The sequence below is a fragment of the Parasphingomonas caseinilytica genome, from assembly GCF_036663755.1.
Lineage (GTDB): Bacteria > Pseudomonadota > Alphaproteobacteria > Sphingomonadales > Sphingomonadaceae > Sphingomonas.
The window spans coordinates 823,157-844,429 of sequence record NZ_JAXOJL010000001.1 but is presented as its reverse complement, the minus strand read 5'-3'; the positions used below and the strand labels follow the sequence as shown (position 1 = coordinate 844,429).

Here is a 21,273-nt window from a genome sequence, read left to right as displayed (position 1 = left end):
ATTTGATATTTGACGTGGCCACGCAAGCGAGTAGCTTCCGTCTGCCCTGTCGAAGGGCTTGGGAGATATGTCTATGCGTAAACTGATCATCGCCGCTACGGCGCTCGCCTTCGTCGCCAGCGCTACGCCGTCATTCGCCGCGCCGTGCAAGGATGCCAAGGGCAAGTTCACCAAATGCCCGCCCAAGCCTGCCGCGAAGTGTCGCCTTAACGGCAAGTTCGCCAGCTGCAAGACGCCGGGCGCGAAACCGATGTGATTTCGGGCGTCCGTCCGGGCCATGCGGCGCGGACGGACGCTCACCCCTTGCGCGCAAGCCAGATCCCCGCGCCATCGCAGTCCGGATCCTGTTCGACATGCGCGATGGTGATCAGGCCCTGCGCGACCATGGCCGTCTCGTAATCGGTCGCGCCCAATTGGGCGCGATACGGTGATCCGCTGCGGTAATCGGTGATGTCGCTGTCCGTGTCCGGTTCGGCGTTGAACAGCAACCGTCCGCCGGGCTTGAGCCACGCGGCGGCACGCGCCGCCATCCGGCCCTGATCCACCCGGCCCATCACCGACAGGCAATTCCATGCCAGCACGCCTTCGAACGTCTCGTCCAGGGTGAAGGTGCGCATGTCGCCGTGCAGCCAGCGCTGACGCGGAAAGCGCGTGGCGGCGAGCTCCACGGCGTGGCGGTCGTAATCCATTCCGACGACATGCAGCCCGCGATCGACCAGATAGCGCGCGATCGGCTCGCCTGCGCCACAGCCGAGATCCAGCACCGTGCCGCCGCGCGGCAGCGGCATCACGAAGCGGTCGAGCCAGACTCTCGTGCCGGTCGGCGGCCCGATCATGGCACGCGCAATTTCGGAACCGGGATGCGCACCATCCGTTCTTTACGTAGCACCGAACACGCCGATTTCCGGCGCGGCGGCGGAACGAGGATAGGTGACATGGGCGAGCTCACAGACAAGATCAAAGGCAACGTCAACGAAGCGATCGGCAAGGTCAAGCAGCACAGCGACAACCCCGAGACGCGCGACGAGGGCGCGGAGCAGGAAGCCAAGGGCAAGGCGGAACAGCTCAAGGGCAAGGTCAAGGGAATGCTCGGCGACGACATCTGATTGCGCTGGCGAACACCGTGCGACGAGGCCGCTCCATGAAATCGGAGCGGCCTTTTTCTTGGGCAGGTCAGCCGCCGCGGACCTTGGCCAGCGTGGTGGCGGGGCTGATCGCCTCGACATCGGTTTTCAGGTGCAGCAGGCGGACGCCCTTTTCCGCCATCGCACGGTCCAGAGCGGGGGCGAATTCTGCGGTCGTTTCGACCGTTTCGGCCCAGCAGCCATACGCGCGGCCCAGCGCCGCGAAATCCGGATTGAGCAGGCGCGTGCCGGTGACGCGGCCGGGGAATTCGCGCTCCTGATGCATGCGGATCGTGCCGTACCAGCCATTGTCGATCACCAGCACCAGCATATCCGCGCCATGCGCGACGGCGGTGGCGAGTTCCTGACCGTTCATCAGGAAACAGCCGTCGCCGGCGAGCGCGACGACGGTGCGATCCGGGTGGCGCAGCGCGGCGGCGGTGGCGGCGGGGACGCCGTAGCCCATCGCGCCGGCGGTCGGCGCGAGCTGGCTGGTAGGCCCGGAATAGCGCCAGTAGCGATGCCACCAGCCGGAATAATTGCCCGCGCCGTTGCAGATGATGCTGTCGGCTGGGAGTTTGTCGCGCATCGCCGCGACGCACGGGCCGAGATCTAACGTCAGGTCACGAGGGGCGGGGGTGGACCAGGCGAGATAGTCGGCATGGGCTTCGGCACCATTGGCGTGAGGCTCTCGCTCCGCGCCCAGCATGTCCATCAGATTGGCGAAGCGTTCGGCATCGGCGCAGATCGCCAGATCGGCGCGGAAAATGCTGTTGAGTTCGGCCGGGTCGGGATGGACGTGGATCAGCGATTGGCCGAGATGATCCGGCGTCACCAATGTGTAGCCGTCGGTGGTCGCCTCGCCCAGCCGCGCGCCGATCACGATCAGCAGATCGGCATCGCGCACGCGCGCCGCCAGTTTGGGATTGGGGCCATAGCCGAGATTGCCGGCATAGACCGGGCAATCGTTGGGCACTGCATCCTGCCGCCGGAACGCCGCGACCAGCGGCACGCCGGCCGTCTCGCCGAACGCGGCGACCGCCGCCGCCGTGTGCGACGTCCAGCCCGCCCCGCCGATGATCGCGACCGGTCGCCTGGCGGCCTTGAGCATGTCGTTGGCGGTACTGGCCGCCTCGACCAGCGCATCCTGCTCGACGCGGCTGACGCGCGGCCGGTCCACCGCCTCGACCGTATCGAGCAACATGTCCTCGGGCAGGGCGAGCACGACCGGGCCGGGCCGCCCGTTCATCGCCGTGGCATAGGCGCGCGCGATATATTCGGGTATGCGGCGGGCGTCGTCGATCTTGGCGGCCCATTTGCACAGCGGCCCGAACATCGCGGGGAAATCGACCTCCTGAAACGCCTCGCGATCCTTGGTGCCGCGATCGACGTCGCCGATGAACAGGATCATCGGCTGCGAATCCTGCATCGCGACGTGCACGCCGATCGAGGCATTGGTCGCGCCGGGGCCGCGCGTGACGAAGGCGATGCCGGGCCGCCCGGTCATCGCGCCATCGGCACAGGCCATGAAGCCCACGCCACCTTCCTGCCGGCACACCACCAGATCGATTTCGGGCGTGTCGTGCAGCGCGTCGAGCACGGCGAGGAAACTTTCCCCCGGCACGGTGAAGATACGGTCGCAGCCTTGCGCGACGAGCTGGTCGACCAGGATGCGGCCGCCGGTACGAGTTTCGGTCATGCAGGCGGTCTAGCGATCGGCGAGCGGGCTGAACAGGGGCCCGAAACGTCGGATTATCTTACAATCCGTGACCGCGGAAATTTTCGTTAACGAGTGTGGGGCGCGGAAATGCGCGGTTCGGCAAAACTGGCACGTGGCCTGCTAAGGTATGGGCAGCCGAGCGTTTCAACGCTTCAGCAGGGCGGGCCCGCGAAATTCAGTCTCTCGCAGGCCCGCCCGCACCCGGCTTTTCCAATATAAGATTATCCGCTGCCCCCGCTTAGGCGCTTCCCCGGCGAAGGCCGGGGTCCAGCCGCGGAGGTCGACATTACGTCGCGCAGCGCCCGATCACTTCTGCTTCCCGACTGGGCCCCGGCCTTCGCCGGGGAAGGGCATCAGCAGGTGAAGAGCATCAAATGCCGGGGCGAATTACGCCCGAACCAGTCCCTGATCCTCGAACAGCTGCGCCAGCTCGCCGCTCTCGTACATCTCCATCATGATGTCCGATCCGCCGACGAATTCGCCATTCACATAGAGCTGCGGGATGGTCGGCCAGTCGGAGAATTCCTTGATTCCCTGGCGCACGCCCTGATCCTGCAGCACGTCGACGCTCTCGAATTCGGCGTTCAGGTGATTGAGGATCGCGATCGCGCGGCTGCTGAAGCCGCATTGCGGGAATAAAGGGCTGCCCTTCATGAACAACAATACGTCGTTCTTCGCGACCATGTCGGCAATGCGGGCCTGTGCGTCATCGGTCATCTTCGGATCCTTACTCGGGAACGGCAGTGGTCAATTGCAGGGCATGCAGCACGCCGCCCATGCGGCCACCCAGCGCGGCATAGACCGCCTGATGCTGCTTGATGCGAGGCACGCCCCGGAAGCTCTCGGATACGACGCGTGCGGCATAATGATCGCCGTCGCCGGCCAGATCGGTGATCTCGACCCGCGCATCGGGAATGCCGCCTACGATCAATTCCTCGATCTCGTTCGCCGCTATCGCCATGATTATTCGGACTGCATCAGCTGGCGACGCGCCTCGACGCTATGCTCCTCGATCGCGCGGCGCACGACGGCCTCGTCGATCTCGATGCTCGCGGCGGTCAGATCGCTGACCAGCTTGCGGATCACGTCCTCGTCGCCGGCTTCCTCGAAATCGGCCTGCACGACGGCCTTGGCATAGGCGTCGGTCTCTTCCGCCGTCAGGCCCATCTGCTTCGCGGCCCAGACGCCGAGCAGCCGATTACGCCGCGCGGTGACGCGGAACTGCATTTCCTCGTCACGGGCATATTTGGTCTCGAACGCGCGCTCGCGGTCGTCGAACGTGGTCATCTGGCTCGTCCCCTTGGGCCGTTGATCTGTTGGATCGGAGATAGGGCGGGGGGGCGTGGAAGGGAAGGGGGGCGTGGAAGGGAAGCGGGGCTCTTCTTAAGCCCCTCCCCTTCAGGGGAGGGGTTGGGGTGGGGCAGTCCCGTCTCGAAGAGACCAGCTTTAGTTTCTGCGGCACGGCCCCACCCCAACCCCTCCCCTGAAGGGGAGGGACTCAGAAAAGATTCACTCCGCCACCGTCACCACCAGCTTCCCGATTGCGGCGCGGGCCGCCATCTTGGCGATCGCCTTGCCGCCATCCTCGAACGCGAAGGTCTCGGTCACGCGCGGCGCGATCTTTCCGTCCTTCCACAGGCGGAACAGGCGTTCGATATGCGCGGCGTTCGCCTTCGGGTCGCGCGCGGCGAAGGCGCCCCAGAACACGCCGCAGACGTCGCAGGATTTCAGCAACGTCAGGTTGAGCGGCAGTTTCGGGATGCCGGCCGGGAAGCCGACGACGAGATAGCGGCCCTCCCAGCCGATCGAGCGCAGCGCCGGTTCGGCATAGTCGCCGCCGACCGGATCGTAGATCACGTCGTAACCGGCCTTGCCACCGGCTGCCTTGAACTGTTCGGCCAGCGCCTTGGATTGATCGCGGTCGAACGGCGCGCGGGCATAGACGATCGTCTCGTCCGCACCGGCGTCCTTCGCAACGGCGGCTTTCTCCTCGGACGATACCGCCGCAACCACCTTTGCGCCGAACGCCTTGCCGAGTTCGATCGCCGCCAGACCGACGCCGCCGGCGGCACCCAGCACGAGCAACGTCTGCCCTTCACCGAGATGCCCGCGATCGAGCAAAGCGTGGATCGTCGTGCCATAAGTGAGGATCAGCGCCGCGCCCTCGGCAAAGCTACGGCCTTCGGGCAGCGCGTAGAGCTTGCCGGCTTCGACGACGACCTTCTCGACCAGCCCGCCATGGCCGACCATGCCGATCACCCGGTCACCGACGTTCCACTCGGTCACGCCTTCGCCGATGCTGTCGACTATGCCGGCGATCTCGCCGCCCGGCGCGAACGGGCGTTCCGGCTTGAACTGGTATTTGTCCTCGATGATCAGGACGTCGGGAAAGTTGATCGAACACGCCTTCACGGCCACCACGACCTGTCCCGGACCGGCGACCGGATCGGGCACTTCATCCAGAACTAGTGTTTCAGGTCCGCCCGGCGCTTTCGACAGAAGTGCTCGCATGTGCCCGTTCTCCGCTCATCCACGGCCGGTGCTGGTTTACCCCGGCTTCGTATTTCGAAATCTGGGTATCCCTTGCCAGCGTCAGGCCGACCTCGTCCAGCCCTTCCATCAGGCATTGGCGGCGGAACGGGTCCATCGTGAACGCGAAGCGGTCCTGAAACGGAGTGGTGACGGTCATCGTCTCGAGATCGACGGTCACGTTATCGGTCCTGGCGACCTCGACCAGCCGGTCGATCGCCTCCTGCGGCAGGACGACCGCGACGATGCCGTTCTTGAACGCGTTGCTAGAGAAGATGTCGGAAAAGCTCGGCGCGATCACGGCGGTGATGCCCATGTCGATCAGCGCCCAGGCGGCATGTTCGCGGCTCGATCCGCAGCCGAAATTGTCGCCGGCGATCAGGACGGGGGCGCCGCTGTAGCGGGGATCGTCGAAGATGTTGTCGGGGTCGGCGCGCATCGTCTCGAACGCGCCTTTGCCGAGACCGGAGCGGGTTACGGTCTTCAGCCAGTGCGCCGGGATGATGACGTCGGTGTCGATATTCTTCGCGCCCCACGGATAGGCGCGGCCGGAAACCTGTTTGACGGGGTTCATGTTCGGACCTTCGATGTGGCGCGCCGATGAAGCCCGCCAGAGTTACTTCGTGGTGGAAAGCTTGCTCGACGGCACGTTGCGAGCGGTGGCGGCATAGGCCGCGATGCCGCTGAGGACGGTGCCGAAGACGAGCAGAGCCAGAACGCGTTTCATGATGATGCCCCCATTAGGTCTCGGACGTCGCTCAATCTTCCGGTCACGGCCGCTGCGGCGGCCATTGCGGGCGATACCAGATGCGTCCGCGCACCCGGCCCCTGCCGTCCTACGAAGTTGCGGTTGGAAGTGGAAGCGCATCTGAGGCCGGGCGGTACTTTATCGGGGTTCATCGCCAGGCACATCGAACAGCCCGGTTCACGCCATTCGAAGCCGGCGGCCAGGAAGATGCGGTCGAGCCCCTCGGCTTCGGCCTGCCGCTTGACCAGGCCGGAGCCGGGGACGACCAGTGCGCGCACGCCATCGGCGACCGAGCGCCCGTCGGCGACGGCGGCGGCGGCGCGCATATCCTCGATCCGGCTGTTCGTGCAGCTGCCGATGAAGACATAGTCCACCCCGATATCCTGCATCGCCATGCCCGGCGTCAGGCCCATATAATCGAGCGATTTCTGTGCCGCGACGCGCTTGGCCGGATCGGCGAAGCTGTCGGGATCGGGCACGCGGTCGGTGATCTGCACCACGTCTTCCGGGCTGGTGCCCCAGGTGAGCGCGGGGGCGATGTCGGTCGCGTTCAGCGTCACGCTGCGATCGTAGCGGGCGTTGGCGTCGCTCGGCAGCGTCTTCCAATAGGCGACCGCCGCGTCCCAATCCGCGCCTTTGGGGGCCATCGGGCGGCCCTTGAGATAGGCGAAGGTCGTCCCGTCCGGCGCGATCAGGCCGGAACGCGCGCCGCCCTCGATCGACATGTTGGCGATCGTCAGGCGGCCCTCGATCGAGAGCGCGCGGATCACCTCGCCGGTATATTCGATGACATAGCCGGTGCCGCCGGCCGCGCCGATCTTGCCGATGATGCTGAGGATCACGTCCTTGGCCGATACGCCGAAGCCGAGCGTCCCATCGACGCGAACTTCCATCGTCTTCGACTGGCTGAGCAGCAGCGTCTGCGTGGCCAGCACATGCTCGACCTCGCTGGTGCCGATGCCGAACGCGAGCGCGCCGAGTGCCCCGTGCGCCGAGGTATGGCTGTCACCACAAACAAGCGTAGTGCCGGGCAGGGTAAAGCCCTGTTCCGGGCCGACGACATGCACGATGCCCTGATTGACCGAGGTCGCGTCGATATAGTCGATGCCGTATTCGCGCGTGTTGCGGCGCAACAGATCGAGCTGCGCCGCGCTTTCTTTATCCTCGATCGGCAGTTCGCGCCCCGCCGCATCGACGCGCGGGCTGGTCGGCAGATTGTGATCGGGCACGGCCAGCGTCAGATCCGTGCGACGAACCTTGCGGTTTGCGACGCGCAGCCCCTCGAACGCCTGCGGGCTGGTGACCTCATGCACGAGGTGGCGATCGATATAGATCAGGCACGTACCGTCGTCGCGCTGTTCAACGACGTGATCGGCCCAGATCTTTTCGTACAAGGTGAGGGGTCGGCTTGCCATAATATGACGCGCTTTACGCTTATTGGGGTGCATCGCAAGAGTAAGGCGCTATTCGCCTCAGCTCGCCCGATAATCCGCCGTGATCGCGCCCGCCGCCAGCAATTCCGCCTCGTGGCTGTCCTCGCGCCACGTTTCGGTCAGCGCGGTCGCTTCCCAGTCGCGCATTGCGGGATGATCGAGCATCCGCGCTACCCACGCCGCGCCGGTCGGGCCGACGTCGAGGCCATAGGTGCGCACGCGGAAGGCGACGGGGGCGTAAAAGGCGTCGACGGCAGTGAAGTCCGCGCCGGCCAGCCACGGGCCGCCGAAACGATCGATGCCCTCCGTCCACAATTCCGCAAGGCGCGCGATATTGCGTTCGAGCGCAGGCGAGGCGGGTTTCGGGTTCACGCGTACGCCGACATTCATCGTGCAATCATTGCGCAGGGCCGAGAACCCGCCATGCATCTCGCACGTCGCGCAGATCGCCCAGGCGCGCGCGGCCTTATCCGCCGGCCAGACGCCCGGAAAGCGCTCGGCGAGATACAGCGCGATACCGAGCGAATCCCAGATCGTGCTGTCGCCGTCGATCAGCACCGGCACCTGTCCCGATGGCGAGAACGCGCGGAACGCCGCGGAATTATCGGGCTCCAGAAAAGGCTCCAGCCGGTCCTCGAATGGAATGCCCAGCGCCTTCATCAGCAACCAGGGGCGCAGCGACCAACTGCTGTAATTGCGGTTCGCGGTGATCAGGGTGAGCGCCATGGCCTCAACTCACATAATGCGCGGTCGTCTTCGCCGCGACGTCGTCCGGCGTCACGCCGGGCGCGCATTCGATCAGTTTGAACGGGCTGTCGTGATCGGGACGCTGGAACACGCAGAGTTCGGTGATGATCATGTCGACCACGTTCTTACCGGTCAGCGGCAGGGTACATTCGGGCACGAACTTGGCGTCGCCGTTCTTGGAATTGTGCTCCATCACGACGATGATCTTCTTGACTCCGGCGACGAGATCCATCGCGCCGCCCATGCCCTTGATCATCTTGCCCGGGATCATCCAGTTGGCGATGTCGCCACCTTGGCTGATCTCCATCGCGCCCAATACTGTCAGGTCGATATGCCCGCCGCGGATCATCGCGAAGCTCTGGTCCGATCCGAAATAGGCCGATTGCGGGAGTTCGCTGATCGTCTGCTTGCCGGCGTTGATCAGGTCGGCATCCTCCTCGCCTTCGTACGGGAACGGGCCGATGCCGAGCATGCCGTTTTCCGATTGCAGCGTAACCGTCACGCCATCGGGAATGTGGTTCGCCACGAGCGTCGGAATGCCGATGCCGAGATTGACGTAGAAGCCGTCCTGCAATTCCTGCGCGGCGCGGGCGGCCATTTCGTCACGGGTCCAGGGCATTACTTTTTCTCCTCGGCCGGATCCGGCCAACGTACGGATTCCGGAAAGACGTCCTGTGCCGTGCCTTTCAGCGCCGAGCCATAGACTGGGTTCGGAAACACGAACCAGCCCGCGCCCCACAAATCGGCGATTTGCGGTAGCTCGGTCAGCGCGCGGCGAGCTTGGGGCGTCTGCCCCCGATTGAACAGATCGCTGAAATCGCCGAGCTGATCGCCGCCCATCGCGATGACGCAATAATGCGACGCGATCGTCGCCCGGCGCGGATCCTTTTCCTTGTCGACCGGCGAGGTGCCTGCGGCCAGATACAACGTCTGTTCCGCCCAGCGCGCGGGATCCGCCTGATAATCGGCCGGACCCAAGCCGGCATGCTCGATCGCGAGTTTGTTACGGTCGGCGAAGGGGATCAAGCGGTTGGTGTTGAAGATCACGCGCACGTCCATCGCGCGCAATGCGTTCAACGCGGCGACCGCGCCCGGCGTGGGAACGGGCTTGTCCGTCCCGTGATATTCCCATTGTTGCCAGCGCTTGTCGCTATACGGCGTGCCGAGTGCGGCGTCATATTCGAACCCGGCATTGAGCACGACGGTCTCGTCCACGTCGAACACCACCGCAAGCGGCCGCTTGCCGCATTCGGTCCAGTTCGGTGCGTCCAGCTTCGCGCCGTTGGCCAGCACCATGGAGCGCGGCTTGCGCCGATGCGCCCGGACGAACTCGACCAGCCCATGCCAGATCGCTCGCGTATTGGCGGCGGCCTCGCCCGAGCCGTAGAGGAACTGCATGCCGGGAGGCGCGGCGATGCCCGTCGCGGGCTGGGGCAGGTCCGGAACGGCGATCGTGCCGGGCACCGTCTGCGCGCCAGCACCCGTGGCACCGGCCAGCGCGATCGAGACAAGCAGGGCGGCGCGGGCGATCATGCCTCGGCGCGGGCCCGGGTCATGCGGAATTCGATCTTCTTGTCGTATGGGCCGCCCATCACGAGGCGGTTCACGTATACGCCGGGCAGGTGGATGCAGTCGGGATCGAGACTGCCGACGGGCACGATCTCCTCGACCTCGGCGATGCAGATCTTGCCGGCGGTGGCCATCGGCGCGTTGAAGTTGCGCGCGGTCTTGCGGAAGATCAGATTGCCGCTCTCGTCCGCCTTCCAGCCCTTGATGATCGCCAGATCCGCGCGGATGCCGCGCTCGAGGATGTAGTCCTCACCGTCGAAGGTCTTCACCTCCTTGCCCTCGGCCACCAGAGTGCCGACACCGGTCTTGGTATAGAAGCCGGGAATGCCCGCGCCACCCGCGCGGCAGCGTTCGGCGAGCGTGCCCTGAGGGCAGAATTCCACCTCCAGTTCGCCGCTCAGATATTGCCGCTCGAACTCCTTGTTCTCGCCGACATAGGAGGAGATCATCTTCTTCACCTGGCGCGTGCGCAGCAGCTTGCCGAGGCCCTCGCCATCGATGCCGGCATTGTTGCTGGCGATCGTCAGATCCTTCGTGCCCGCCGCCTGGATCGCGTCGATCAGGCGTTCGGGAATGCCGGAAAGGCCGAACCCGCCGGCGCAGATCGTCATCCCATCGAACAGAACCCCGTCGAGCGCGGCGGCGGCATCGGGATAGAGCTTCTTCATGGGCGGAACTCCGGCTGGTGTTGGGGTGGCGCATAAGCGGGCGGGGCGGGGATGGTCAATCCGATGGGCGTACGGATGGTTGCGATCACCCCGCAACGACGGCCATCCCATCACCACGACCGTCACCCCAGCGCAGGCGGGGGTCTCCGTGAGGAGAGTGCTGCTCGCGCCCCGCGAGACCCCCAGCCTGCGTTGGGTTGACGATTGGTTGGGGGTGGATAAGGTTCAGTAATTCAGCCGCAAACCCGGACGCGGCCAATCCATGCTCACCAATTGCCCGGTGCCCGATAGCGTGATGTAGGCCGTGCGTAAGTCCGGCCCGCCCCAGCAGATGTTGGTGGTGAACGGATCCGGCGTTGCGACGAAATCGACCAGCTCTCCCGCTGGCGAAATCACCGAGATCCCACTCTCGCCAATCGTCGCGACGCAGATGTTGCCGTCCGCATCCACGCCCAGCGAATCGAAGAATTTGTACCCTGCCGGCCGATATAACGGGATGCCTGCGCCGCCGAGGCCAGCGGTGAGATCGACCTTGCCCGGCGCGGTCACGCGGAATGCCATCAGCCGGCAGGTATAGGTTTCGGCCGCGTAAAGCGTGTTGCCGTCGGGCGAGAGACCGATGCCGTTGGGGTTCTCGCTCGGGAAGATCACTTCCTTCAGAAAACTGCCATCGGCCTTGGCATAAAAGATTCCGGTAACGTCGCGTTCCCGCTCCCGCGTCTTGCCGTGATCGGTGAACCAAAACCCTCCATGCGCATCGAACACAATGTCGTTCGGGCCGCGCAGCGTGCAGCCGAAATCGCCGTCTTTATAGAGGATCTCCACCGCGCCCGTGTCGATGTCGATCCGCTCGATCCGTCCGCCGGAATAGTCCTTCGCCTGACCATGCGGGATCAGCAGACCGTTCGGCAGGTCGAGATATTCGAAGCCGCCATTGTTGCAGCAATACAGCTTGCCGTCCGGGCCGATCGCCAGGCCGTTTGGGCCGCCGCCGGGTTCGGCCACCGTCCGTGTCGTGCCGTCGGGCAGGACGCGCGTGATGCGCCCAGCTGCGATCTCGACCAGGATGACGCTGCCGTCCGGCATCGCGACCGGGCCTTCGGGGAAGCGCAGCCCGCTGGCGACGGTGGTGAACTGGGTCATGCGCGCTCTCCTATATTTTCGGGCAGGGTACACGCCCGCGCTGACAGGGCAAATCCATGCTTGACTACAGACGTAATCAGTACGATTACATGCGTAGTCAGTACGGGAGCGAGTCGAATGGCCGAGCGAATCAGCGATGCGGAACATGCGGTGATGGAAGTACTGTGGGATGAAAGCCCGCTCACCGCGCAGGACGTGTCCGAACGCATTCCGGCGGAGCGCGATTGGAGCGCCAACACCGTCAAGACCTTGCTCGGGCGGCTGCTCGCCAAGAACATCATCGGCCATCAGGAGGAGGGGCGGCGCTATTTGTATCGCCCGCTGGTCGAACGCGGCGATTATGTCGCGGGGGAAAGCCGCAAGCTGATGGACCGGCTGTTCGGCGGCAAACTGACGCCGCTGGTCGCGCATCTCGCCGAGCGCGACGAACTGACCGCCACTGACATCGCCGAGATCGAGGCGCTGCTGAAGGGGTTGAAGGCATGATCGCGCCCGGCTTTCTAGGGTGGGGCATCGAGACGCTGATCGCGTCCACGGTGCTGATGGCGCTGGTCTTGCTGCTGCGCGCGCCCGTGCGCCGTGCCTTCGGACCGGACGTCGCTTATGCGTTGTGGGCGCTGCCGGCGCTTCGCATGATCCTGCCGCCCTTGCCCGCATCGTGGCGCGAAGCGGCGGCCGCGCCGATCGCGGCGGCGAGCGATACGATCACCATCTATGTCGTAGAGCCCTTGAGCGGCGGCGCGAGCGTGGCCCCGGCGACGGAGAGCCTCGCGTTGCTCACGCCGATCGTAGCCGCCTTGTGGATCGTCGGCGCGGCGGGGTTCCTTGGCTGGCACGCGGTGCAGCATTTGCGCTTTTGCCGCCGCATGCTCAACGAACAGGTGCGAGGCACGCAGATGGAAGGCGGCATCCATCTGATCGAGACGGATGCGGCGAACGGCCCGCTCGCCTTCGGCGTGGTGCGCAAATATGTCGCCTTCCCGCGCGATTTCGTGTCGCGCTACGATCAGGACGAGCGCGATCTGGCACTGGCGCATGAGCTTGGCCATCACGCGCGGCACGATCTGGTCGCCAATTGGGCGGCGCTCGGCGTGCTCGCTTTGCACTGGTTCAATCCGATCGCCTGGCGTGCGTTTCGTGCCTTCCGCGCCGATCAGGAAATCGCCAACGACGCGCGCGTGCTCGCTGGCCTCTCGCCGATGGCGCGCCATGCCTATGCCTGCGCGATCGTGAAATCCGCGCATGGCGGGGCGGTGTCCGCCGCCTGCCACCTCCACACCATCAACGATCTGAAAGGGAGACTGAAGATGCTGACCACCAACAAGACCAGCCGGACACGCCTGATCGGCGGCGCGGCCGCCATCGCCCTGATCGGCGTCGCCGGCCTCGGCCTCACCGCGTCCGGCACGCAGGCGGCGGAAACCGTGCGCGCCAAGGTCGAGACCGCAACCGGCGTGAACCTGGCGAAGTTCGACATCACTCCGCCAGCGCCCCCGGCCGCGCCCGGCGTGGCGCAGGTCGCCGAGCCGCCAGCGCCGCCAGAACTACCCGAATCCGCCAACCTGCCGCCGTCCGCGCCCGGCGAAGATCGGACCATCGACAGCTCGACCACCACGAAGGACGGCAAGGTCGTCAAGCGCATCAAGGTCGTCGTGCGCGACAAGGACGGCAAGGTCCGTACCGAGGATTGGCACGGCATGGACGAATTGAAGAACATGCCCGAAGTCTCCTCCGCCAACTGCCCCGGCGGCGACGCCAAGCAGATGGTGATCAACGAGAAGAAGGGCGGCCGCCAGCGCATCATCATCTGCACCAACCGCATCGAGAAAGTGGCGTCGGACGGCGCGAAGATGGCGGCGAACAGCAAGGATATCCAGCGCAACGCCCTGCAAACCGCTATCGCCAGCCTGCGCGCCACGCGGGCCAGCATGGAAGCGAACAAGGACATGCCCGCCGAAGGCCGCGCCGAAGCGATCAAGGGCATAGACGAAGCCATCGCCGAAGTGACCGCAGAAATGAGCAAGGCGGATTGATCTTAAAAGCCCCTCCCCTGAAGGGGAGGGGCTAACCATCACTTGCACCGCCGCCCCGAAAACTCCATCTCACTCGGCATGAGCGACCAGCAGCCCGGCGTCCCCGAGACGCTCGAACCCCTCGTCGTCCGTGTGCTCGCGCCCAACGCCTCGCCCTACACGTACACCGGTACGCAGACGTATCTCGTCGGCACCACCGACATGGCGGTGATCGATCCCGGCCCGGAGGACGCGGCGCACACTCAGGCGGTCCTCGATGCGCTTGCCGGGCGGCCACTTGTGGCGATCGTCATCACCCATACCCACCGCGATCACAGCCCCGGCGCACGCCCATTGAAGGCCGCGACCGGCGCGCCGATCGTCGGCTGCGCCCCGCTGGCGATCGATGACGATGGTATCCGCTCGGACGCCGCATTCGATCACGACTACGCGCCCGACCGCGTGTTGGCCGATGGCGATACCGTCGCCGGGGCAGGGTGGACGCTCACGGCTATCGCCACACCCGGCCACACCTCCAACCACCTCTGTTTCGCGCTGACCGGAGAAGACGGGCCTGAGAGCGGTGCGCTGTTCAGTGGCGATCACGTGATGGGCTGGTCGACCAGCATCGTCTCGCCGCCCGATGGCGACATGGGCGACTATATCCGCAGCCTGGAAAAGCTTCAGGCGCGCGAGGACCGCATCTATTATCCCGGCCACGGCGATCCGGTCGACAACCCCAAACGGTTGGTGCGCGGCATGATCGGCCACCGCAAGCAGCGCGAGGGGCAGATCCTGCGCCTGTTGCGCGAGGCACCGCAGGCCATCCCGGACATGGTCGGCCGCATGTATGTCGGCATCGATCCGCGCCTGTTCCCCGCCGCCGAGCGATCGGTGCTGGCGCATCTGATCGACCTGCGAGACCGCGGCCTAGTCACTGGAACAAGTGACATATGGGCGATCGGGGCGGAAGGCTGATGGCGCTGGTCCAGCCCCGCCGTTCTGTCGCCTCGGTGGTCGTCGCCATCCTCGCGATCATCGTCGCGGTCGTGATCGCGAAGGTCGGCTATGATCGCTATTCGGAGAAATACACGATCGAACGGCGCGACGACGGCGTCGCGGTCGATCGCATCGTACGCGCCACCTTCTCCAATGCCAGCGCGCTGAAGGTCGGCGCTTTGTCCGGCACGGTCCAGTCGACCGCCTCCGACGTGCGCGGCTTCGGCATGCTGGCGTCGGACAAGGTGGTGAAGGCACCCTTCACGGTCGATTATTTCGTCGATGTCTCCGGCGTCAGCGGGGCGGATTACAAATGGGATCAGGCCAATCGCGTGCTGACCATCCTGTCGCCTGACGTGGTCGCGGCCGAGCCCAATGTCGACGAAAGCGCCGCCACCGTCAGCCAGACGCGCGGCCTGTTCGTCACCCGCGCCGCCGGCGAGGCGCTCGCCCGTCAGGTCTCGATCGGCGCGCGCCGCACCGCGCAGGCCGAATCTCGCAAGCCCGAACGCATCGCCGCCGCGCGCGAGAATGCCCGCCGCGCGCTCGCCAAACTGCTCGGCGGTCCGCTGGAGGCGGCCGGGATCGGCAACGTGCGCGTCGCGGTGGTCTTTCCCTACGAACGGCAGGGCACGCGCGAGCAATGGGACCGGAGCAAGTCGATCGGGGAAGTGCTCGGCAACCGCAATTGAGTCGATCGTTCGAATAGCCTATGTAACGCCCGAGCACTTACTCCGGGGGGACGTATGGCTACTCTGGCTGGCGACTATGTAAAACCGGTCGCGCGAGACGATCGCTTCTTTCTTTATACGTCGGTCGCGATGGCACTGACCATCGTAGCCGGATTCGGGCTGCAACTGGTGGCGGGCCGCTCCAGTTTCAACGCGCCACCGATCGTCCATGCCCATGCGATCGTCTTCATGGGTTGGGTCGTCCTGTATCTCGCGCAGAACGTGTTCGTCGCGCGGCGGGCGCGGACGCTGCATCGCTGGCTCGGCTGGATCGGGGCGGGGTGGATGGTCGCGATGGTCGTGCTCGGCACGATCGTGACGGTGCGGCTGGTGCGGATGGGCGATGCGCCGTTCTTCTTCACGCCGCTGAAATTCCTGCTGCTGGATCCGCTGTCGGTGCTGACCTTTGCGGGTCTGACGACCGCTGCGATCGTGTATCGGCGCCAGCCCGCTTGGCATGCGCGGCTGCATTATTGCGGCATGTCGCTGTTGCTCGGTCCGGCCTTCGGACGGCTGATCCCGATGCCTTTGCTCATTCCCTATGCCTATGAAGCGACGTTCGTGACGGTGCTGATCTTTCCCGCGATCGGCGTCTTTCGCGATCTTCGGCATCGCGGCGCGGTCCACCCCGCTTGGTTCTGGGGGCTTGGCGTCATCATCGGATCGACGCTGCTGGTCGAGGCGCTGACCTATTCCGCGGTCGGCCCGATGCTGTATCGCGGCGTGACGGCGGGGTCGCCGGGTGCGCAGGTCGATCCGTCGGTCTATCCGCCCTGGCCCGGTGCGCACTTGATCAAGTAGGTGCCGGCGTCCATTTGGGGCCTGGATTACGAGGGTTTGCACAATGGACGCACGGAACGGCATGGGCGGCACGCTGACGGGCATCGATCTGCGCGCGGAGATCGATCGGCTGCGCAAGGATCGCAACGCCGTGATCCTCGCGCATTATTATCAGAAGCCCGAAATCCAGGACATCGCCGATTTCGTCGGCGACAGTCTCGATCTGTCGAAAAAGGCCGCGGCGACCGACGCCGACGTCATCGCGTTCTGCGGCGTGAAGTTCATGGCCGAAACCGCCAAGATCCTCAGCCCCGACAAGATCGTGGTGCTGCCCGATCTCAATGCCGGCTGTTCGCTGGAGGACAGTTGCCCGCCCGATCAGTTCGCCGAATTCCGCGCGCAACATCCGGATCACATAGCGCTCACCTACATCAATTGCTCGACCGAGGTGAAAGCGCTGAGCGACGTGATCGTCACCAGCAGTTCGGCGGAAAAGATTCTCAGCCAGATCCCGCTTGATCAGAAGATCATCTTCGGGCCGGACAAGAATCTCGGCGGCTATCTCGCGCGCAAGACCGGGCGGGACATGCTGCTATGGCCCGGCGTATGCATCGTGCACGAGGCGTTCAGCGAGACGGAATTGCTGAAACTGCAATTGAAGCACCCCGGCGCGCCGATCGCCGCGCATCCCGAATGCCCGCCCTACATCCTCGATCACGCGGACTATGTCGGTTCGACCAGCGGCATCCTGGCCTATGCCGATCAGATGCCGGGCGACACGCTGATCGTCGCCACCGAACCGCACATCATCCACCAGATGGAAAAGGCCGCGCCGCTCAAGAATTTCATCGGTGCGCCGGGTGCGGACGGGAACTGCAACTGCAACATCTGCCCGTACATGGCGCTCAACACGATGGAAAAACTCTACGTGGCGCTCCGTGATCTGGAGCCGCGCATCGAGATCGAGGAGGGCCTTCGCCTGCAGGCTAAGAAGAGCCTCGATGCGATGCTGGCGATGGCCAGCGGCACGGTGGGCATGGGCGATCTTGGCCCGTTGCGGATAACGGGGGATTGAGTAGGTCCGTGGCTGCCGATGATGATTAACCGAGCGCCAATCGGTTAACGCGCAGCAAATCCGCCACGGTCGCCAGACCGCTATCGTTCGTAACGAGCGTCAGGCCCAATCGCCGGCACGTTGCCAAATGGATCGCGTCGGGCATCAACAGCTTCGGGGTCGGGCGGCGGACGAATATGGCGGCTTCCGCGATATCGACCGGTTGATGGTCGATCGTCGTGACGGCGATTGACAACCATTCGTCCAGCGTGGCGAGGGCGTGGAGTTCCTCATCATTTGTCAACTCACCCATTCGCCGACGGCGGGAGATCGCCGATGCCGTTTCGCCTACAGCGAGCATCGTCGTGTAGAGCGGAAAATTCTGCGTATTGAGCCAAGCAGTGATTACGGAGGTCGTGGGTTCGTCGACGAACAACGGCACCGTCACGCTCGCGTCGAGATAAAAGGTCAAAGCGCGCCGTCTTCCTCATCCATCCGCTTCAGATCGAGGTACGAGGTGGTCATCGTCGGCAAAGCTTCGCGTCGTACTCGCAACCACTCCATTACATCCGATCGGCTGCGCGTGGGTTCAGCGGGGCGTTCGATCACTTTCAAAGCCACGGTCGGTTTGCCGTGGCGGGTGATGATCACCTCTTCCCCGGCCAACGCCTTGTCGATCAGCTTGGAAAGGTTATCCTTTGTGGTGGCAACGCTGTAGTGCGACATGATCGGCTCCTATGGCCATAATATAGCGAATTATGGCCATAATCGCAATCACTCCGCCAGCCGCCCGTCCTTCACCGCCGCCTTTTCGTAGACGAACAACACGTCCGCATCCGGGGCCTTCACCGTCTTTGCCACTTCGTCCGGGGCGAGGTGACGTAGCACGTGGCGCAGGATCGCCTTGTGCGCGATCTTCTTGTGGTTGGCGCGCACGCACACCCAGGGGGCGGTCTTGGAATGCGTCTTTGCCAGCATCGCGTTGCGCGCCGCTGTGTAATCGTCCCACTTGTCCTGCGCGACGGCATCGAGCGGCGATCGTTTCAGCGCCTTCAGCGGGTCGCTCGCGCGTTCGTCGAGGCGCTCCTTCTGCTCGGACTTGTCGATGTCGAGCCACAGCTTGACGATCTTGATCCCGCTTTCGACCAGCATCGCCTCGAACTTCGGCACGTCCTTCAGGAATTGCGCCTGCTCCTCGGTGGTCGAGAAGCCGTTGACCACTTCCACGCCGGCGCGATTGTACCAGCTGCGGTTGAAGATCACGAGTTCGCCCGCCGCCGGCAGGTGTGAAACGTAGCGCCCCAGGAACCATTGCGACTTCTCGCGGTCGTTGGGCTTGGGCAGCGCCACCACGCGTGTCGATCGCACCGAGAGATGCTCGGTCAGCGCCTTGATCGTGCCGTCTTTGCCCGCCGCGTCGCGCCCCTCGAGGATGATGATCGTGCGCTCGCCCGTCGCCGCATGGGCCAGTTGCATCTGAACCAGCGCCAGTTGCAACGCGTCGCCGCCGTCTTTCTTCGCCATGCCTTCACCTTCGCTTGCCGGATCGCGCCCGAGTGTCGGGCAAACCCCATGTTTGGGCAAGCGATGACGGGGCAAAAGGTTTCCCGGTCTACAGCGCCTCAACCAGCGCAACGGCGATCGCGCTGGCGATCCGGTTGCGCGCATCGTTGGCGCCCGCGCCATTGAGCAAAGCGTCCACCGCTGGCACGTCGATGAATTCCAGTTCCACCAGAGTCGCGCGGCAATCGTTGCCACGCGTGCCGAGCTTGGTATCGCGCAACACGCCAAGCCCCTTCATCTTCACGCCCGGTGGCGGGGTATAGGATTCACCGTTCCCCGGTTTGGTGTAATTGGCCGACCGCAGCACCGCCTTGGGATCCAGCGCCTTCAACGTTCCATAGGCGGCCTGCACGATGGCCGAAGCGAAAGCCGCATCCTGCGCCACGTTGATGTTGCGCAGCCCGCTGGAGGGAATGCCCGGTCCCTCCGCCGTGGACACCGAACCCGCCGATACGATCTGAACGGCCTGCATGTACTTGCGATCGATATAGGCTTCGGTGCCGCGTGTCTTGCCGTTGAAGCCGTTGAAATGCAGGCTGAGGAACAGGTCCGCGTCGTTATCCGCCGCCACCGCGGCACGGTCGCCGAGCGACAGGTTGACGTCGGTCTCGCGCGTCAAAACGACGCTCACCGTCTTGCCCAGCGCCGCCGCCCGCGCCTGGCCGCTACCCGATTGCAGCGCCCAGCGGATGCGCTTGCAGATATCCAGCGTCATCGCCTTTTCCGGCACGCCGCTGGCCGACGTCGCATTGTTGTACGTGCTATCGTTTGGAATGTTCGCGGTGCCGCCATGGCCCGGATCGATAACGATGACGCCCATTACATTTGCTCCCCCCGGAGTTGAGGAGCGAATGATCTGACGGGAATTCCAACAATTCAAGTCAGGCGTTGCATCGAAAACGGATGTTTCAACTTACCTAACCGGAGTGCCGATAGACTTGCTTAGATGACGCCCACCGCCTTGCCGGCCGCCGCGAACATGCCGAGCACGGTATCGATCTGCGCCGGCGTATGTTCCGCGCACAGCGAGCAGCGCAGCAGGTACGTGCCGGCCGGCGTCGCGGGCGGGCGGGCCATGTTGACGTACAGGCCACCGTCGAGCAGCGCCTGCCACATCGTGACCGCCTGTTCCTGATCCTCCAGAATGATCGCGATGATCGCACTGTCCGGGTTTTCGGTGCCGAGCTTGAAACCGAGCGCCTTGAGGCCGCCGTGCAATTTGCGTGCATTATCCCAGAGTTGCGCCCGCTTTTTGGTCGCGGTCATGAGCTTGCGGATCGAGGCGGCAGCGGTGGCAACGACCGAGGGCGGCAAGGATGCGGTGAAGATATACGGGCGGCAGGCGAGCCGGATCGCCTCGAACTTCGGGTGGTTCGACACGCAGAAGCCACCGACCGTGCCGACCGATTTGGAGAAGGTGCCGACGACGAAATCGACATCTGCCTCGCAACCCTGATCCTCGTACACGCCGCGGCCATTGGGGCCGTAAAAGCCCATCGAATGCGCCTCGTCGCTCAGCACCATAGCACCGTGCTTCTTGGCGACGGCGACCATCTCCTTCAGCGGCGCTACGTCGCCGAGCATCGAATAGACGCCTTCGAGGATCACGAGCTTGCCCGCATCCTTGGGCAGGCGGCCGAGCCGTTTGTCGAGATCCGTCACGTCGTTGTGGCGGAACCGCACGATCTCGGCATTGCCCTGCTTGCAGCCGTCATAGATCGAGGCGTGGCTGTCGGCGTCGAGGATTACATATTCGCCCTTGCCGGCGAGCGTCGAGATCATGCCGAGATTGGCCATGTATCCGGTCGAAAAGACGATCGCGCCCGAAACGCCGTAGAATTCGCGCAACGCCTCCTCGACTTCCATATGATCGCGGAACGTGCCGTTGAGCATGCGGCTGCCATTGGTGCCCGAACCGAACTGGTCGAGCGCATTCTTGCCGGCCTGGATCACGTCCGGATCGAACGTCATGCCCATGTAATTGTAGGTGCCGAGCAGGATCGTATCGCGGCCCGCGATAACCGCCTCGGTCGGCGATTTCACCTGTTCCATCACGATCGCGAACGGATCGGTCACGCCGGTATCGATCAGCGCCTTGCGTTCGGCGATCAGCGCATCGAACTTCGACATCAGGTCGCGTTCCGGCGCGACTTCGGCCGGATCGGCGGGCAGCTTTTCGGTGGCAAGTCCGGCGTCGGTCATCCGCTCAACCCTTCAGCTTCGCCACGGCATCGACCAACTGGCCGACGGTTTCGATCTCGGCCTGCATGTTCATCGTGATGATGATGTCGAATTCGTCCTCGATCGCGGCGACGAAATCCATGACGGTCAGGCTGTCCCACTCCAGATTGCCCTGGAAGGTGGTCGCATCGGTCACCTCCACGCCCTTCTTGTTGAACGGCTCGATCTGGGCGGCGACGGTGTCGAAGATGGCGGTGCGGTCGGTCATGGGG

27 protein-coding genes are annotated in these 21,273 nt (G+C 64.6%); 8 read left to right on the top strand and 19 right to left on the bottom strand.

All coding sequences use genetic code 11. The annotated features are described in order from the left end of the window. The first annotated feature begins 73 nt into the window (after positions 1–73). Positions 74–256, top strand: coding sequence for a hypothetical protein (locus U1738_RS04025; RefSeq protein ID WP_332787723.1), 183 nt, complete (start codon positions 74–76; stop codon positions 254–256). 40 nt (positions 257–296) lie between these two features. Here U1738_RS04025 and U1738_RS04020 read toward each other — a convergent pair whose 3' ends face one another. Further along, positions 297–836, bottom strand: coding sequence for a class I SAM-dependent methyltransferase (locus U1738_RS04020; protein WP_332787722.1), 540 nt, complete (start codon positions 834–836; stop codon positions 297–299). 99 nt (positions 837–935) lie between these two features. Here U1738_RS04020 and U1738_RS04015 point away from each other — a divergent pair, with 99 nt between their 5' ends. Beyond that, the gene (locus U1738_RS04015) at positions 936–1,106 is read left to right on the top strand and encodes a CsbD family protein (protein ID WP_332788217.1); all 171 of its coding nucleotides are present in this window, start codon (positions 936–938) and stop codon (positions 1,104–1,106) included. Positions 1,107–1,173: 67 nt separating this feature from the next. Here the strand turns inward: U1738_RS04015 and U1738_RS04010 are convergent, their stop codons facing one another. The 12 genes from U1738_RS04010 to U1738_RS03955 all read right to left on the bottom strand — a co-directional run bounded on the left by U1738_RS04010 (position 1,174) and on the right by U1738_RS03955 (position 11,681). After that, positions 1,174–2,823, bottom strand: coding sequence for a thiamine pyrophosphate-binding protein (locus U1738_RS04010; RefSeq protein WP_332787721.1), 1,650 nt, complete (start codon positions 2,821–2,823; stop codon positions 1,174–1,176). A gap of 408 nt (positions 2,824–3,231) precedes the next feature. Beyond that, a complete protein-coding gene (gene grxD / locus U1738_RS04005; protein ID WP_332787720.1) occupies positions 3,232–3,561 on the bottom strand; it encodes a Grx4 family monothiol glutaredoxin in 330 nt (109 codons plus the stop codon). Between the two features lie 10 nt (positions 3,562–3,571). Further along, positions 3,572–3,805, bottom strand: coding sequence for a BolA/IbaG family iron-sulfur metabolism protein (locus tag U1738_RS04000; protein ID WP_332787719.1), 234 nt, complete (start codon positions 3,803–3,805; stop codon positions 3,572–3,574). Positions 3,806–3,807: 2 nt separating this feature from the next. Then, the gene (locus U1738_RS03995; protein ID WP_332787718.1) at positions 3,808–4,131 is read right to left on the bottom strand and encodes a DUF1476 domain-containing protein; all 324 of its coding nucleotides are present in this window, start codon (positions 4,129–4,131) and stop codon (positions 3,808–3,810) included. 222 nt (positions 4,132–4,353) lie between these two features. After that, positions 4,354–5,355, bottom strand: coding sequence for an NADPH:quinone oxidoreductase family protein (locus U1738_RS03990; RefSeq protein ID WP_332787717.1), 1,002 nt, complete (start codon positions 5,353–5,355; stop codon positions 4,354–4,356). Continuing rightward, a complete protein-coding gene (gene leuD, locus U1738_RS03985) occupies positions 5,318–5,947 on the bottom strand; it encodes a 3-isopropylmalate dehydratase small subunit (protein ID WP_332787716.1) in 630 nt (209 codons plus the stop codon). The genes U1738_RS03990 and leuD overlap by 38 nt, the downstream gene beginning before the upstream one ends. A gap of 149 nt (positions 5,948–6,096) precedes the next feature. Next, a complete protein-coding gene (gene leuC / locus U1738_RS03980; protein ID WP_332787715.1) occupies positions 6,097–7,536 on the bottom strand; it encodes a 3-isopropylmalate dehydratase large subunit in 1,440 nt (479 codons plus the stop codon). A gap of 57 nt (positions 7,537–7,593) precedes the next feature. Then, on the bottom strand, positions 7,594–8,280 hold the full coding sequence (locus U1738_RS03975; RefSeq protein WP_332787714.1) for a glutathione S-transferase family protein: 687 nt from the start codon (positions 8,278–8,280) through the stop codon (positions 7,594–7,596). Between the two features lie 4 nt (positions 8,281–8,284). Next, on the bottom strand, positions 8,285–8,920 hold the full coding sequence (locus tag U1738_RS03970) for a CoA transferase subunit B (protein WP_332787713.1): 636 nt from the start codon (positions 8,918–8,920) through the stop codon (positions 8,285–8,287). Continuing rightward, positions 8,920–9,834, bottom strand: coding sequence for an HAD family acid phosphatase (locus U1738_RS03965; RefSeq protein WP_332787712.1), 915 nt, complete (start codon positions 9,832–9,834; stop codon positions 8,920–8,922). The genes U1738_RS03970 and U1738_RS03965 overlap by 1 nt, the downstream gene beginning before the upstream one ends. Then, positions 9,831–10,538: a CoA transferase subunit A gene (locus U1738_RS03960; protein ID WP_332787711.1), complete on the bottom strand. Its 708-nt coding sequence runs from the start codon at positions 10,536–10,538 to the stop codon at positions 9,831–9,833. The genes U1738_RS03965 and U1738_RS03960 overlap by 4 nt, the downstream gene beginning before the upstream one ends. A 225-nt stretch (positions 10,539–10,763) precedes the next feature. Further along, positions 10,764–11,681, bottom strand: coding sequence for an SMP-30/gluconolactonase/LRE family protein (locus U1738_RS03955; RefSeq protein WP_332787710.1), 918 nt, complete (start codon positions 11,679–11,681; stop codon positions 10,764–10,766). 117 nt (positions 11,682–11,798) lie between these two features. On the opposite strand from U1738_RS03955, the gene U1738_RS03950 reads away from it, so the two are divergent. The 6 genes from U1738_RS03950 to nadA all read left to right on the top strand — a co-directional run bounded on the left by U1738_RS03950 (position 11,799) and on the right by nadA (position 17,278). Continuing rightward, positions 11,799–12,167, top strand: a complete 369-nt coding sequence (locus tag U1738_RS03950) for a BlaI/MecI/CopY family transcriptional regulator (protein WP_055778058.1) — start codon at positions 11,799–11,801, stop codon at positions 12,165–12,167. After that, positions 12,164–13,714, top strand: a complete 1,551-nt coding sequence (locus U1738_RS03945; RefSeq protein ID WP_332787709.1) for a M56 family metallopeptidase — start codon at positions 12,164–12,166, stop codon at positions 13,712–13,714. Before U1738_RS03950 ends, U1738_RS03945 begins: the two co-directional genes overlap by 4 nt. Before the next feature lie 78 nt (positions 13,715–13,792). Further along, positions 13,793–14,671, top strand: a complete 879-nt coding sequence (locus U1738_RS03940; RefSeq protein ID WP_332787708.1) for an MBL fold metallo-hydrolase — start codon at positions 13,793–13,795, stop codon at positions 14,669–14,671. Beyond that, positions 14,671–15,384 carry a DUF4230 domain-containing protein gene (locus U1738_RS03935; RefSeq protein WP_332787707.1) on the top strand — a complete coding sequence of 238 codons (714 nt, stop codon included), beginning with the start codon at positions 14,671–14,673 and terminating at the stop codon, positions 15,382–15,384. Before U1738_RS03940 ends, U1738_RS03935 begins: the two co-directional genes overlap by 1 nt. 54 nt (positions 15,385–15,438) lie before the next feature. After that, a complete protein-coding gene (locus U1738_RS03930; protein ID WP_332787706.1) occupies positions 15,439–16,224 on the top strand; it encodes a DUF2306 domain-containing protein in 786 nt (261 codons plus the stop codon). A gap of 43 nt (positions 16,225–16,267) precedes the next feature. Further along, positions 16,268–17,278: a quinolinate synthase NadA gene (gene nadA / locus U1738_RS03925; protein WP_332787705.1), complete on the top strand. Its 1,011-nt coding sequence runs from the start codon at positions 16,268–16,270 to the stop codon at positions 17,276–17,278. A 25-nt stretch (positions 17,279–17,303) separates the two neighbouring features. Here nadA and U1738_RS03920 read toward each other — a convergent pair whose 3' ends face one another. From U1738_RS03920 to U1738_RS03895, 6 genes are all read right to left on the bottom strand, one after another. After that, positions 17,304–17,729 carry a type II toxin-antitoxin system VapC family toxin gene (locus tag U1738_RS03920; protein WP_332787704.1) on the bottom strand — a complete coding sequence of 142 codons (426 nt, stop codon included), beginning with the start codon at positions 17,727–17,729 and terminating at the stop codon, positions 17,304–17,306. Then, positions 17,726–17,983, bottom strand: coding sequence for a type II toxin-antitoxin system Phd/YefM family antitoxin (locus U1738_RS03915; RefSeq protein WP_332787703.1), 258 nt, complete (start codon positions 17,981–17,983; stop codon positions 17,726–17,728). The genes U1738_RS03920 and U1738_RS03915 overlap by 4 nt, the downstream gene beginning before the upstream one ends. Positions 17,984–18,031: 48 nt before the next feature. Beyond that, positions 18,032–18,781: a polyphosphate kinase 2 family protein gene (locus tag U1738_RS03910; RefSeq protein ID WP_332787702.1), complete on the bottom strand. Its 750-nt coding sequence runs from the start codon at positions 18,779–18,781 to the stop codon at positions 18,032–18,034. 88 nt (positions 18,782–18,869) lie between these two features. Continuing rightward, entirely contained in the window at positions 18,870–19,640 is a 771-nt protein-coding gene (locus U1738_RS03905; RefSeq protein WP_332787701.1) for an N-acetylmuramoyl-L-alanine amidase, read from the bottom strand. 122 nt (positions 19,641–19,762) lie between these two features. Next, complete coding sequence (gene spt, locus U1738_RS03900) at positions 19,763–21,022, bottom strand: serine palmitoyltransferase (RefSeq protein ID WP_332787700.1); 1,260 nt, start codon at positions 21,020–21,022, stop codon at positions 19,763–19,765. Between the two features lie 4 nt (positions 21,023–21,026). Then, positions 21,027–21,269, bottom strand: coding sequence for an acyl carrier protein (locus U1738_RS03895; RefSeq protein ID WP_332787699.1), 243 nt, complete (start codon positions 21,267–21,269; stop codon positions 21,027–21,029). Between the last annotated feature and the right edge of the window lie 4 nt (positions 21,270–21,273).

Bases quoted from the DNA above. Each gene is read 5' to 3' on its own strand.
- U1738_RS03915 (WP_332787703.1), bottom strand. From the start codon at position 17,983: ATGTCGCACTACAGCGTTGCCACCACAAAGGATAACCTTTCCAAGCTG.
- U1738_RS03965 (WP_332787712.1), bottom strand. From the start codon at position 9,834: ATGATCGCCCGCGCCGCCCTGCTTGTCTCGATCGCGCTGGCCGGTGCC.
- U1738_RS03950 (WP_055778058.1), top strand. From the start codon at position 11,799: ATGGCCGAGCGAATCAGCGATGCGGAACATGCGGTGATGGAAGTACTG.
- grxD (WP_332787720.1), bottom strand. From the start codon at position 3,561: ATGACCGATGACGCACAGGCCCGCATTGCCGACATGGTCGCGAAGAAC.
- U1738_RS03895 (WP_332787699.1), bottom strand. From the start codon at position 21,269: ATGACCGACCGCACCGCCATCTTCGACACCGTCGCCGCCCAGATCGAG.
- U1738_RS03945 (WP_332787709.1), top strand. From the start codon at position 12,164: ATGATCGCGCCCGGCTTTCTAGGGTGGGGCATCGAGACGCTGATCGCG.
- U1738_RS04020 (WP_332787722.1), bottom strand. From the start codon at position 836: ATGATCGGGCCGCCGACCGGCACGAGAGTCTGGCTCGACCGCTTCGTG.
- U1738_RS04010 (WP_332787721.1), bottom strand. From the start codon at position 2,823: ATGACCGAAACTCGTACCGGCGGCCGCATCCTGGTCGACCAGCTCGTC.
- U1738_RS03930 (WP_332787706.1), top strand. From the start codon at position 15,439: ATGGCTACTCTGGCTGGCGACTATGTAAAACCGGTCGCGCGAGACGAT.
- U1738_RS04015 (WP_332788217.1), top strand. From the start codon at position 936: ATGGGCGAGCTCACAGACAAGATCAAAGGCAACGTCAACGAAGCGATC.
- U1738_RS03975 (WP_332787714.1), bottom strand. From the start codon at position 8,280: ATGGCGCTCACCCTGATCACCGCGAACCGCAATTACAGCAGTTGGTCG.
- leuD (WP_332787716.1), bottom strand. From the start codon at position 5,947: ATGAACCCCGTCAAACAGGTTTCCGGCCGCGCCTATCCGTGGGGCGCG.
- U1738_RS03940 (WP_332787708.1), top strand. From the start codon at position 13,793: ATGAGCGACCAGCAGCCCGGCGTCCCCGAGACGCTCGAACCCCTCGTC.
- U1738_RS03905 (WP_332787701.1), bottom strand. From the start codon at position 19,640: ATGGGCGTCATCGTTATCGATCCGGGCCATGGCGGCACCGCGAACATT.
- U1738_RS03970 (WP_332787713.1), bottom strand. From the start codon at position 8,920: ATGCCCTGGACCCGTGACGAAATGGCCGCCCGCGCCGCGCAGGAATTG.
- U1738_RS04025 (WP_332787723.1), top strand. From the start codon at position 74: ATGCGTAAACTGATCATCGCCGCTACGGCGCTCGCCTTCGTCGCCAGC.
- leuC (WP_332787715.1), bottom strand. From the start codon at position 7,536: ATGGCAAGCCGACCCCTCACCTTGTACGAAAAGATCTGGGCCGATCAC.
- spt (WP_332787700.1), bottom strand. From the start codon at position 21,022: ATGACCGACGCCGGACTTGCCACCGAAAAGCTGCCCGCCGATCCGGCC.
- U1738_RS04000 (WP_332787719.1), bottom strand. From the start codon at position 3,805: ATGGCGATAGCGGCGAACGAGATCGAGGAATTGATCGTAGGCGGCATT.
- U1738_RS03995 (WP_332787718.1), bottom strand. From the start codon at position 4,131: ATGACCACGTTCGACGACCGCGAGCGCGCGTTCGAGACCAAATATGCC.
- U1738_RS03955 (WP_332787710.1), bottom strand. From the start codon at position 11,681: ATGACCCAGTTCACCACCGTCGCCAGCGGGCTGCGCTTCCCCGAAGGC.
- U1738_RS03935 (WP_332787707.1), top strand. From the start codon at position 14,671: ATGGCGCTGGTCCAGCCCCGCCGTTCTGTCGCCTCGGTGGTCGTCGCC.
- U1738_RS03910 (WP_332787702.1), bottom strand. From the start codon at position 18,781: ATGGCGAAGAAAGACGGCGGCGACGCGTTGCAACTGGCGCTGGTTCAG.
- nadA (WP_332787705.1), top strand. From the start codon at position 16,268: ATGGACGCACGGAACGGCATGGGCGGCACGCTGACGGGCATCGATCTG.
- U1738_RS03960 (WP_332787711.1), bottom strand. From the start codon at position 10,538: ATGAAGAAGCTCTATCCCGATGCCGCCGCCGCGCTCGACGGGGTTCTG.
- U1738_RS03990 (WP_332787717.1), bottom strand. From the start codon at position 5,355: ATGCGAGCACTTCTGTCGAAAGCGCCGGGCGGACCTGAAACACTAGTT.